Origin of the sequence: Sulfuriflexus sp. (assembly GCF_032250955.1) — a bacterium.
GTDB lineage: Bacteria > Pseudomonadota > Gammaproteobacteria > AKS1 > AKS1 > Sulfuriflexus.
Window position 1 is genome coordinate 18350 of the sequence record NZ_JAVVES010000030.1, and the last position, 11272, is coordinate 29621.

The 11272-nt window shown below is 53.5% G+C and carries 13 protein-coding genes; 4 read left to right on the plus strand and 9 right to left on the minus strand.

All coding sequences use genetic code 11. The features are described 5' to 3' along the window. Positions 1–71: 71 nt before the first annotated feature. A complete protein-coding gene (gene amrS / locus RQ738_RS07285; RefSeq protein ID WP_314163482.1) occupies positions 72–1169 on the minus strand; it encodes an AmmeMemoRadiSam system radical SAM enzyme in 1098 nt (365 codons plus the stop codon). A gap of 131 nt (positions 1170–1300) precedes the next feature. On the opposite strand from amrS, the gene amrB reads away from it, so the two are divergent. Genes amrB through pyrC form a run of 3 tightly spaced genes read left to right on the plus strand, consistent with a single transcriptional unit; the run spans position 1301 to position 3751 of the window. Beyond that, positions 1301–2089: an AmmeMemoRadiSam system protein B gene (amrB, locus tag RQ738_RS07290; protein WP_314163483.1), complete on the plus strand. Its 789-nt coding sequence runs from the start codon at positions 1301–1303 to the stop codon at positions 2087–2089. Positions 2090–2092: 3 nt separating this feature from the next. Next, positions 2093–2662 carry an AmmeMemoRadiSam system protein A gene (gene amrA / locus RQ738_RS07295; RefSeq protein ID WP_314163487.1) on the plus strand — a complete coding sequence of 190 codons (570 nt, stop codon included), beginning with the start codon at positions 2093–2095 and terminating at the stop codon, positions 2660–2662. A 57-nt stretch (positions 2663–2719) separates the two neighbouring features. Then, complete coding sequence (gene pyrC / locus RQ738_RS07300; protein WP_314163492.1) at positions 2720–3751, plus strand: dihydroorotase; 1032 nt, start codon at positions 2720–2722, stop codon at positions 3749–3751. On the opposite strand, the gene RQ738_RS07305 is transcribed toward pyrC, so the two are convergent. The 8 genes from RQ738_RS07305 to RQ738_RS07340 form a co-directional block, all read right to left on the minus strand. Continuing rightward, positions 3744–4316 carry a paraquat-inducible protein A gene (locus RQ738_RS07305; protein ID WP_314163497.1) on the minus strand — a complete coding sequence of 191 codons (573 nt, stop codon included), beginning with the start codon at positions 4314–4316 and terminating at the stop codon, positions 3744–3746. The genes pyrC and RQ738_RS07305 overlap by 8 nt on opposite strands. Next, positions 4316–5578: a transporter gene (locus tag RQ738_RS07310; RefSeq protein WP_314163498.1), complete on the minus strand. Its 1263-nt coding sequence runs from the start codon at positions 5576–5578 to the stop codon at positions 4316–4318. The genes RQ738_RS07305 and RQ738_RS07310 overlap by 1 nt, the downstream gene beginning before the upstream one ends. Positions 5579–5992: 414 nt before the next feature. Continuing rightward, positions 5993–6829, minus strand: coding sequence for a hypothetical protein (locus tag RQ738_RS07315; RefSeq protein WP_314163499.1), 837 nt, complete (start codon positions 6827–6829; stop codon positions 5993–5995). Positions 6830–6956: 127 nt separating this feature from the next. Then, positions 6957–7682 carry a C39 family peptidase gene (locus tag RQ738_RS07320; RefSeq protein WP_314163500.1) on the minus strand — a complete coding sequence of 242 codons (726 nt, stop codon included), beginning with the start codon at positions 7680–7682 and terminating at the stop codon, positions 6957–6959. A gap of 82 nt (positions 7683–7764) precedes the next feature. Next, positions 7765–8970 (minus strand): hypothetical protein, encoded by a 1206-nt coding sequence (locus tag RQ738_RS07325; RefSeq protein ID WP_314163501.1) that lies wholly within the window; start codon positions 8968–8970, stop codon positions 7765–7767. Between the two features lie 76 nt (positions 8971–9046). Further along, the gene (locus RQ738_RS07330) at positions 9047–9643 is read right to left on the minus strand and encodes a hypothetical protein (RefSeq protein ID WP_314163502.1); all 597 of its coding nucleotides are present in this window, start codon (positions 9641–9643) and stop codon (positions 9047–9049) included. A 92-nt stretch (positions 9644–9735) separates the two neighbouring features. Then, complete coding sequence (locus RQ738_RS07335) at positions 9736–10143, minus strand: hypothetical protein (RefSeq protein WP_314163503.1); 408 nt, start codon at positions 10141–10143, stop codon at positions 9736–9738. A gap of 14 nt (positions 10144–10157) precedes the next feature. Next, the gene (locus tag RQ738_RS07340) at positions 10158–10454 is read right to left on the minus strand and encodes a hypothetical protein (RefSeq protein ID WP_314163504.1); all 297 of its coding nucleotides are present in this window, start codon (positions 10452–10454) and stop codon (positions 10158–10160) included. Positions 10455–10902: 448 nt separating this feature from the next. On the opposite strand from RQ738_RS07340, the gene RQ738_RS07345 reads away from it, so the two are divergent. Beyond that, a partial coding sequence (locus RQ738_RS07345) for a transposase family protein (protein ID WP_314163505.1) occupies positions 10903–11272 on the plus strand: 370 nt, incomplete at its 3' end.

The window sequence follows — 11272 nt, forward strand, 5'->3', positions numbered from 1 at the left end:
TCTAAATCATCAGGCTTGCGAGTCTAGGGCGCGGTGCAGTGAAGTCAAGTAAAAGCGGGGAATCAGCCGGGCTAGCTGGCAAAATCGGCCAGGCGGACCGGCTGGCGGCGAGCCCCCCACTGCCCGGGGGAGGCCTCGAATACGCCGGCGCAGGCTGTGCCACATTGCTTGCAGTGGCCGTGTTTATCCAGCTGCCAGTCCTTCAATTCGTACCAGTCACGGACAATGAGCTTCGCCCCGCAACTGTGGCAATAAGTCGTGCCACCATCGACGTCATAAAGATTGCCGGTGTAGGCATAGCGCACACCGTTTTTGCGGGCAATTTCATGTGCCCGGACCAGGGTTTCGCGGGGCGTCGGTGGCACATTGAGCATTTTATAATCGGGATGAAAGGCCGAAAAGTGCATGGGCATATCCGGGCCGAGATTCTCGACTACCCATTGGGTCATGGCCTCGATTTCCGCTTCGCTGTCATTTTCCCCCGGGATTAACAAGGTCGTGGTCTCCAGCCAGACATCCGTTTCATGCTGGATGTAGAGCAAGGTATCCAGCACCGGTCGCAGGTGGGCACCCGTGATCTTGTGATAAAAGTCCTCGGTAAAAGCCTTCAGGTCGATATTTGCCGCGTCCATGTACTGGTAAAACTCGGCCCGCGGCTCGGGGCAGACATAACCGGCACTCACCGAAACCGACTGCAAACCCACCTCGTGGCAGGCCCTGGCGACATCAATGGTATACTCGTGAAAAATCACCGGATCATTATAAGTGTACGCAACACTGCGACAGCCGAGGGATTTCGCCACGTTCGCAATCCGTTCCGGCGAGGCCTCATCGGCCAGTGTGTCGATCTCGCGGGACTTGCTGATGTCCCAGTTCTGGCAAAACTTACAGGCCAGGTTGCAACCTGCCGTGCCGAAAGAGAGTACCGGGGTCCCCGGCAGGAAATGGTTTAGCGGTTTCTTCTCGATGGGGTCGATGCAATAGCCGCTGGAGCGCCCGTAGCTGGTCATGACGATACTGTCGTTTTCATTGGCGCGCACAAAGCACAGGCCGCGCTGGCCTTCGTGCAGTTTGCAAAAACGCGGGCACAAATCGCACTGGACCCGCCCATCGTCGAGGCGGTGCCAGTATCGGGTCGCCACGGTATTTGCGTCACCAAATCTACTCATAGTAATCACATAATAACGCGTTTATAACAAATAAATAGTCGATATACCTCGTAGAAACCGGATAAATATCCTTGCGTTCCATGTGGACTTTTGGCAAGATATTTAGACTGTCTAATATGGAGATCAGGACGATGGAAATTATCAGGGAAGCGGCGGTGGCCGGGCTTTTTTATCCTGCCGATCCCGCCGAATTGGACCGGCAACTCGATGAATTTCTTGCCAAAGCGGGCGATGACCACAAACCGGCACTGGCCCTAATCGTCCCGCATGCCGGCTATGTCTATTCCGGCCCGGTTGCTGCCCGTGCCTATACCCATTTATTCCCGCTGCACGACAAGGTCCGCAAGGTGGCTCTACTCGGCCCCGCGCACCGGGTCGGCTTTCATGGCATCGCCATGAGTAGCGCCGACTATTTTGTGACCCCGCTGGGCCAGATCCCCCTCGACCATGAGGCGCGCCAGGACTTACTCCGTCTGCCGCAGGTTCAGCAGCTGGATCAGGCCCATGCCGATGAGCACTGTCTCGAGGTGCAATTACCTTTTCTGCAAAAGCTGCTCGGCGATTTTTCGCTCATCCCCCTGGTGGTGGGCGATGCAGACGCCGTTGAGGTTGCCGAGGTCATCGAACAGCTGTGGCGGGATGAACACACCCTGGTCGTCATCAGTACCGATCTGAGTCATTACCATGATTACCTTACCGCGCAACAGCTCGATCAAAACACGTGTAGTGCCATTGAATCACTCGAGCCCGATGCTATTGGTTATGACCAGGCCTGCGGCAGAAACGCGCTGAACGGGTTGCTCACGGTTGCCAAACGCCGTCATCTGCATGTGCATACCCTGGATTTGCGTAACTCGGGCGATACCGCTGGCCCGCGTGACCGGGTAGTCGGTTATGGCGCGTGGATGCTGACAGATTAAATTATGCTCAATACCCAGGACAGAAATACCCTGTTAACACTGGCCAGGGAATCAATAAGCCATGGCCTGAAGCACGGCGCCAGCCTGGCGGTCAAACCGGCAAAATACTACAGCGAAGCATTACAGAAAGATGCTGCCAGTTTCGTTACCTTGCATTGTAGTGAGGAACTGCGCGGCTGTATCGGTAACCTTGCCGCCTACCAGCCATTGGTGAGTGATGTCGTAGCAAATGCCTATAATGCCGCCTTTCGCGACCCCCGCTTTACACCGCTACGTCATGATGAACTGGAAAAGGTGCATATTCATATCGAGGTGCTGAGCCCTCCTCAACCCCTCAGTTTCACTTCAGAAGAGGAACTACTCGCCATGCTTCGCCCGGGTGTCGATGGTCTTGTTCTGCGCGACAACAGCCTGAGAGGCACTTTTTTGCCCAGCGTCTGGACCTCGCTGCCCGAGCCCGCGGTTTTCCTGCAACAACTTAAAAGGAAGGCGGGCCTGCCGGCCGATTACTGGTCTGACAGCATCGTGGTCGAGCGTTATACGACCGAGGCATTCGGGGAACCCGGGCAGTAGTGGCAGACGAAGACACGTTCTCATGGCATAATCGCCATGAGGATGGCCCGAAGACCTATGCAAACACTGACCCTGACACGCCCCGATGACTGGCACCTGCACGTGCGCGACGATTCCGCATTAACCGATGTTGTCCCGCATACCGCGCGGCAGTTCGCGCGCGCGATTATCATGCCGAACCTGAAGCCGGCGGTAACCACCGTGGCCGCTGCGCTGGCCTATCGTGAACGGATCCTGGCCGCCTGTCCGCCAGGCAGTGATTTCCAGCCCTTGATGACCCTGTATCTGACGGATAACACCTCGCCGGAAGAAATCGCCCGTGCCGCCGAAAATGAGCATGTGCATGCCGTGAAGCTCTACCCCGCCGGGGCCACTACCCATTCCGATGCCGGGGTCTCTGATATCGGCAAGACCCATGCGGCACTGTCCGCCATGCAGGAACTGGGCCTGCCCCTGCTGATCCATGGCGAGGCCACTGATCCGAACATTGATGTCTTTGACCGGGAAGCGGTCTTCATTCATGAACAGCTGCTGCCGCTGCTGGAAAAATTCCCCACCCTGAAAATTGTCCTTGAACACATCACCACGGGTGATGCAGCGGATTTTGTCCTCAGTGCACCGGATACTATTGCCGCCACGATCACGGCCCACCATTTACTGATGAACCGTAATGCCATGTTTACCGGCGGCATACGGCCGCATCATTATTGCCTGCCGATTCTCAAGCGTGAGGAACACCGCGAGGTGCTCATCGATGTTGCCACCAGCGGCAACAGGAAATTCTTCCTCGGCACTGACAGTGCACCACATGCACAAGGGGCAAAGGAAAGCGCCTGTGGTTGTGCCGGCATGTATACCGCCCATGCCGCGATAGAACTCTATGCCGAGGTCTTCGAGGCCGCCGGGCGTCTTGAGAAACTGGAAGCCTTCGCCAGTTTTCATGGCGCGGATTTCTATGGCCTGCCGCGCAACAGTGGCAGCATCACCCTGGCATGTGAAGCCTGGCGTGTACCTGATGATTATCCATTGGGACAGGAAAGGCTCATACCACTGCGTGCCGGCCAGGAACTCAACTGGCGGCTTAGCTGACGCCTGCCTTTTCCAGGCAGGCGTCACTCAGCCTGACCACCTGCGCTGTAATAATCATGGTCAACAGGACGGCGGCGGCAAAGGCATATAGCCCGAAATGGACCTGGACCTCGAAAAGCACATCCAGCTTCACTGCGACGATCAACACCGCGACCACAAAGACGTCCAGCATCGACCACCTTCCGTATTCATGCATCAGCTCAAGATAACGCCGGTACCTGCCAGGCCTGACTGCACGCGGGGCAACCAGTTGATAAAGAACGATAAGCTTTAATACCGGCAGCAGAATACTGAACGCCAGCAGAATCAGGAACAAGAGCCACTTGCCTTCCCGGAGCAACTGCCAGACACCGCTGACAAGTGAAAAGGTGTTTTCGACAAAGATGAACTTCTCCAGTGTCAGCATGGGCGAAAACAGGCCGGCCAACAGGATAATGACGTTGACTGCGATCAGCCAGCGAAGCTGTCGGGATTTGTGCGGGAAAGTGCGTGAAATGGTGTGCGCCATCTCGTAACGATAAACAAAACGGCACGGGCATACAAATACCCATGCCGGTACCGCCATCAGAAGGTATAGGGGAACTTCATATTCAAGGTAACATCGGGGGCATCCGTGTTCAGACCAACACCGACATTGGTGATCCAGGATGACCTGTCACTCAGGGCATAAGTGGCACCAACATTCAACTGCGCGCTATTGATGTCACTGCCAATGATCGACTGCCAGTCACCACTGCTGTCGAGCCGCTGCTCTGACTTTTCAGAAAAGGTCTGCGAATAGCCAAAGCTCATACTCATGCGCTCATTCAGGGCAAAGGCGAGACCGAACCCATAACTGAAGGCATTGCCAAGGTCTATGGAGCCGGGCTGATCACCGGCATCCGAGCTGATATCATCAAAGTCTTCCTTGAAATTGTAATTGTAGTTCACGTTCGCATAGAGGATGGCCGGGTCGACGGTCTTCACAAACGAAAAGCCGGTAGACAGGGCCCAGACACCGTTACCGCTCGGAAGCTCGTCCGGGATCCTCAGGTTACCGCCTGAACCAGGGACTTCAACAATCGGGATGCCGTAAGGGTCACTGCCCGTCGGGGCCTTGACACGCACATTCCAGACGATGTCCGGCCGATTGACCTGCTCCTTGAACAACTGGTAATAGAAGCCGGCGCTCACGTCCCCGAGTTCCGGGTCCAGGGTCACGTCCTCCTCAGACGAGGCGTTGCCAAAACCCGCGCCGACGGACTGATAATTGGTGTTTCGATAAACAAAGGGCACATTAAAGTCCAGTTGCAGCCGATCCGTCGCGCCATAGCGCCCCCCCAGATTCAAGGTCAGGATCTGGGCCTCAACTTCGTCGACGCTGATGTTGCCCAGAAAGATTGCATCGAGGGCCAGGAAACCGTTTAGCAATAACTGGTTGCGGTCAAAGGTAGAGTAGGTAAAACCCGGCTCGAAGGTAAACTTGCTGTCAAACAGGGCATGCTGTTCCTGGTAAACCGCGCGTTTACTACCGCTGGCTGGTGCCTCCTTGACGACCTCCTCTTCCCCGGCGGTAGCGGGAGCGGTGGCATTCGCCGGCGCGTTTTCCGGCTGGGTCGGCGCCTGTGCCAACTGTGTCTTGTCGCCGCGATAGGCGGCATTCATGACCCGGCCCCGCGTGGCCGGGCCGGCATATGACTGGTTGTAAAAAGACAGGCGTTCGACGCGGGCCTCCAGGCGCATCAGGCGCATGGATTGTGCGTCATTCTGCGCCCGCAGCATCTCGAGTTCACGCTGTAACATTTCATTGTCCGCGGCGTCGGCCATCGCCGGGGCCGCGACAGTCATACAAAAAGTAGCCGCAACAACCCGCTTCCTTACGTTAAGCATAATCTTCCCTTTTTTATTGCGTAATACAGACGAGTTATCTCACCGGCTGGCCAGTAACTCATCACCTTATCAAGACATCTCACTGCCGTGCCGTTAATCCCCTCTCCCTCCGGGAGAGGGTTAGGGTGAGGGGATGTAGATTGGATAACACATTGTCTTATTTACTCCCTCATCCTGGCCTTCTGACAGAACGACTAACCATTCGCCTAAGCTGTCAAACGACGACAGCCAGGGCGCTGCTTATCCCAAAGGCAGAAGGGATAACGCCGATTAGAGGTGTCCTGGATACCGGCATTATTTAAATTTCCGGCATGTGCCCCATACGTTCAATACGTAATTTGCACATAGCGCGGCAGCGCCTCACACATTCAATCACAGCTGGCCCGTAGACTGCAGACCACGCAGGCTGGAGAGTGCCGTATCTATTTCCGGGCGCTGGAGGCCATTTACGACCTGCTGCTGGCGGGCAACAATATTGGTTACATTATTGACCTGGTACTGACTGCTGCTTATCTGTACCTGCTGGCTGATACCGTTAGCCTGGTTAAGGGCCGCGTTACGGACATTCTGTGACACCTCGATGTCGCCCGGTAAAACCACCGTGTAGCCAAAGCCGGTTTTATTCAGGCTGTACGTGGTCATGGTGCCGGCATCACCGCTAATACTTTGCGTCCCCGGGCCATCCAGACTGGAACTGGTACCATCAAAATTGGCAAACAGGCTGTCAGGATCGCCGGGGCTGCTGGAGATATCAACACCCAGATCATTGCTGGCCGTATTCAGGTTACCCGCCACCTGGACACTCTGGCTGACGCCATTAATATTATTGACCCCGGCCGAGTTAATACTGGCGACATTGCCGTTGACCGAAACGGTACCATCGCCCGCCGCACTGGAGTGATAAATGGTCACCGTCGGCCTTATACCGGTGGATGAAATATCCGCCGAGAAATTCAAACCCGCGGTAGTGACCTGGCCCGATGCACCGGTCACCTGGGTATACATTTCGACACCAAAATAAGTGATCTGGTTACCACCAATATAACGGCCACGCAGGCTTCCCAGCTCTTCGTCGGTTAACTCAATTTCATCATTGAATGCGAATAAGTCCTCTTCAATGGTTGCATGTACTGTCGGCGTCAATAACCCGCAGGCCATTACCACGGCGGCGGCGACACCTGTCATTCGAATTGGTGAATGTCTGTTCATTATCCTCTCCATATGAAAAAAAACAGCGATCGTCAATTACACACTTGTTTTTCACCAACATACGTTATTAAAATAATGTGTTATTTATCTCGCATAGCTATAAAATAACTGCTTGCCTTCCGTTAATTTAAAAAAGATCAGCATGAGTGAAACCGAACCTCAGCAAATCGGAATTAGTTGGTGGGATATGCGCCTGCGCCAGGCCACGTGCTGTTAACGGTTCTTCGGGTTGCAGTAAAACCGTATTCCGGTCGAAACCCTTGCCAATCACCGCAAAAACCACCCCGTTCCAAATCTTGTTAAATTCATCAAAAGTCAGAATCTTGTTGCCCAACGCCGGGTCTGCAAGATAGACCTTGTTATCTCTGACCGTTTGAAAGACCACGAAATGCTTGTAACCGCGAATATCAATTAACGCAATCGTCGGAATCCTGACTCGCCTTAGCGTGCTGGGCTTCACCTCGTAACCGCGACCACGCATTCCCAGTGTTTCTACATATCGCTTGATATCCAGTAATGAGAAGCCTTTTTGCCTGACCAGTTCAGGGTCAGCTACCTTCAACATGCCACGCAGTACCGATTCTTCACTGACATCCATTCCATAGGCATACTTGAGGATGGTCGCCAGGGAAGCCGCACCACAACTGAAATCCGTGTCCTGTCTGATAAGATTGACATAACGCTGTTCGCGCAGACTGATAACCTGCTTGTTGATTATGCCGGCGCCCGGGACGATGCTGGAAAAACGCACCTCACTGGCTTCAGATATCGATGCCAGCAACAGCGCCAGTATCAACATAACCAGGCTCAGATAACGCCCCAGATAATATACAAATCGATTGTCATTATTCACGATCAGGTAACCTGTCTTGGATGAGTGAAATATGCCGGCCGGTTTATCCCGGCCGGCATAGAACGGCTAGCGAGCAGTATTACTACAGTGACGGTTCGCCACCACCATTGCTGCCACCACCCGCTGCGGTACCGGTGGAAGCACTGATGCTGAGGCTGTTGTTCTGCTGGTTACCCGTGCCTGCGGCGATATTCACACCGATGTTACCCGAGGCACCACTAAACGCGCTGCCGGACAGGCTGGCATCGTTGCTGGACGGCAGGAAGACATCCTGAAAACTACTGAAACTGCCGCTGAAGGTGCCTGACAGAGTGATATCGCCCTGCTCATTAAAGGCCAGTGCACCACCATCATCGTTCAGATCACTACCACCTTGTGTAGCCGTATCCAGGTCAAAATGGCCGACAGGACCCGGTTCATCGGTCGGGTGTACATCGGGGCCATCACCAGGATTGTTAGCCCAAATATCCGGGTAGACATTACCGATCTGATCCGACGTGCCAGTATAGGTACCACTGAGTTCCTGTGTGCCGCTAAGCTCACCGCCACTTTCTAACCTGACAACGGAACCCGTGTTGCTGGTATAGTTACGGTCTGATTCCTGCTCAGAAGTCACCATGGCCAGGCCAACCCCACCTGATGATACGGAGACGGCAAGGTTGTTCTTCTGCTGGTTATTGTTGCCCGCGGCAAAGTTCGCACCAACGTTACCCGATGCACCCTGGAAGGCGTTATCAATCGCGCCAGCGGTGTTAGTGACACCCTCATTTAAGGTGTAATTAAACTCACCGTCCTGTGAGGCGTGCACCTGGGCATCCGCCATACCGAAGGTCAACTCGGCATCGGCAGCCGCGATAGCAGCAGCATTGTCCTGCTGGTTGTTATCACCTGCAGCCACGTTGGCACCGATGTTACCTGATGCATTGCTCATAGAATCGCCCGAGGCGGTAGCATTGTTGTCGTGATTGAAGTTTTCAGCTTCATTCAGCAGGTTGGTCTGAGTATCATCAACCAGGGCGCGCGAATACGCATCAGGTATGAGGTCAGCCTCAACATATACGTCAACTTCCTCATCCAGAGAGACGGATTTTTCAATATTGACTGCGAGGCTTTGACTGCTTGTCGAGGTATCGACGTCAGTATTAACTTCCGTGTCTGTCTTGGATGTTGAGATTGTATCAGTGTCATGACCTTGCCCATTACCTTCTCCATTAGCAAAAGCTAGTGGTGATGCAAACAATGCGGCCATGGCAAGTGCCAGTGGTGCGTATTTAAATTGCTTATTCATAGTCGTTCTCCTTATCAGTGTTTAGGGTTTACCCCGTCCCTGTAATTCCATCCCGCCGGGGTCATGCAGGGGGAATTCATTTCGCAGCCGCGAAAATACGCAGTGCAAAATTATTTCGCGTCGCATTGCCCGAACCGGCTGTCTGGTTGATCTGGACAATGCCACGACTGTTTTCAAAAGCGGTTGCTTCAATGTCTGCGATATGCAGCGATGATTTGTCCAGGCCGTTCGCGGACAGATCGGTTGTGTTACCCGTAACCGTTTGCGCCAACGCCGCATCAGTGACAGGCATGACCTCCAGGCCGTAGGCAAAGGAAACTCCATTGGCCTGCACGTTACTCCCGCCACTTATCTGGTTGATTGATAATATGCCGCTTGAATTCGCAAAGGCATTGTCACGGATAGCGGCGATACTGCTGTCGGGGGCGGTTGCCTGCCCGATTGCGGTCGCCTGACGGCTGCTGATATGTGTCCGCGCCAGGCCATTGGGGCTGATTGCGATAGCGGCGGCATTCGCCTGTAAATTGGCATCACCCGCCACCATGTTTATCCCTATCGCGCCACTCGCTCCGGAAAGTGCGTCACCGTCAATACTGGATTCAGTAATATAAGACGACACGATGACAAAATCGTTGTCATTTGTGTCATTTGCCTGCGCGAAAGATGATTGCATAGTCGCAATGCCTACCATCGTTCCAACCATAATTTTCTTGTAATGCTTCATGTTTATTTATCCTGTATTTACTCAATGTTAAAGTATAAAACTCAGTTTGAGCCTGAATAAAATAATGACATCCAGATGATCTTTCTGATCATCCTCACCGCCCGCTCGTCTACTCGCTTGCGTGTTGGCCCTGTGTTCGTCACGGCTTCGCCGGCCCGGGCTATCTCAGTGTCAGTCTCCCGGGCGCTGACAGTTTCGTTGTCTTTTGCCACATAACTTTCATCTGCAAGGTCAGCCTCCTCCTTGCCAGCAACAGAAAGAACATCCTCGCCAGGCCTGCTTGATGGTAATGAATACGCGTCTTCCTTATGTATCAATGCGACCTGTTCAGATTGCGTATACTGTTTACTGCCGGTTACTTCATCCTCTGACCAGGCCAGTCCAGATTGCACAACCACAATAGATATCACACTACAACTGAATAGACTCCTGTGTATCCATGCCTGCATATGTTGCTCCCTGCTCAGTCCCGGTTAATTATTACTTTCACTTTCTGCACGTTGCCGCTGCCGGTTGCGCTTTCATAACTCGCCGGGTTTTTAGTGCCACTCTTCTCATCCCAGAGAATGACCGACACTGCTTCAGGCTGTCCTGGCGAAAATGCCGTGGCACCTTTAGCCCTGATGTTGCGCAATTCGCGATCCTCAACACGATCGCCATCTATCGAATTTAATGCGGCGGCATTATCTTCTGCCTGCAGGCTACTGGAAATCAGTAACATTACTGCTCCGCAAGCCAGGCCTGAAATGATTGTCTTCATGTCTTCACCTCAAGCCTGTTAGCGCTGAACGTAATCAATATTCGCTTCCTGATTCACAACAGGTGCAATCACTGTGCCAAACGTGCAAGCCCCTCTATTCGCTTCATATTTTTAAAATGATCCAGTGACTGCCTTAATGTATGTGTATACAGCATGAAACAGTTTCGCATTGCCAATACCGGCAAACGTTAGATAACAACTGCTTATGTGAAATTTAAAGTGTTAACTTTTCGTACGCCGATTAGGGGTCGGAGTCGCGCGAGCGTGATGGTTCGCTGGAACAACGCGCCGCGACGTTGGCAACCAGGTCAGAAGCACGTCTAGACAGCGACTCCGACCCCGCTGGGGTGGGCTTGTTTACCGCAAAATGCACGAAGTGTCGCAAAGAAAGAACCTGTTCTTCGCGTGGCTCTTCACCAAATCAAGTGGGTAGGTTACCGTAGAAGCCATGAGAGACAAAGAATTATACGCGCAGATATTAGGGATACGAAGCCCATGGCAAGTGTCTGATGTTGAGCTGTTAACTGAAACAGGTGAGGTGAAGGTTTACGTCGAACCCGAATCCGATGCCGCGTTTTCCTGTCCGACTTGCGGAACCCTTTGCCCCGGATATGACAAACGCCAGCGGCAATGGAGACACCTGGATACCTGTCAGTACAAGACAATTCTGGTTGCAGATGTACCACGTATTAAGTGTAAGGAACACGGCGTAGTAACGGCAACCGTTCCCTGGTCTGAATCAGGCTCAGGGTTTACCTCGCTGTTTGAAGCCCTGGTGATTGACTGGTTGAAAGAAGCCGCCACGCAAGCCGTCGCCC

Coding starts and splice junctions, on each gene's coding strand:
- RQ738_RS07310 (WP_314163498.1), bottom strand. CDS start 5,578: ATGACTGTCGCGGCCCCGGCGATGGCCGACGCCGCGGACAATGAAATG.
- RQ738_RS07325 (WP_314163501.1), bottom strand. CDS start 8,970: ATGAATAAGCAATTTAAATACGCACCACTGGCACTTGCCATGGCCGCA.
- RQ738_RS07340 (WP_314163504.1), bottom strand. CDS start 10,454: ATGAAGACAATCATTTCAGGCCTGGCTTGCGGAGCAGTAATGTTACTG.
- amrS (WP_314163482.1), bottom strand. CDS start 1,169: ATGAGTAGATTTGGTGACGCAAATACCGTGGCGACCCGATACTGGCAC.
- RQ738_RS07330 (WP_314163502.1), bottom strand. CDS start 9,643: ATGCAATCATCTTTCGCGCAGGCAAATGACACAAATGACAACGATTTT.
- RQ738_RS07335 (WP_314163503.1), bottom strand. CDS start 10,143: ATGCAGGCATGGATACACAGGAGTCTATTCAGTTGTAGTGTGATATCT.
- RQ738_RS07315 (WP_314163499.1), bottom strand. CDS start 6,829: ATGAACAGACATTCACCAATTCGAATGACAGGTGTCGCCGCCGCCGTG.
- amrA (WP_314163487.1), top strand. CDS start 2,093: ATGCTCAATACCCAGGACAGAAATACCCTGTTAACACTGGCCAGGGAA.
- pyrC (WP_314163492.1), top strand. CDS start 2,720: ATGCAAACACTGACCCTGACACGCCCCGATGACTGGCACCTGCACGTG.
- RQ738_RS07305 (WP_314163497.1), bottom strand. CDS start 4,316: ATGGCGGTACCGGCATGGGTATTTGTATGCCCGTGCCGTTTTGTTTAT.
- amrB (WP_314163483.1), top strand. CDS start 1,301: ATGGAAATTATCAGGGAAGCGGCGGTGGCCGGGCTTTTTTATCCTGCC.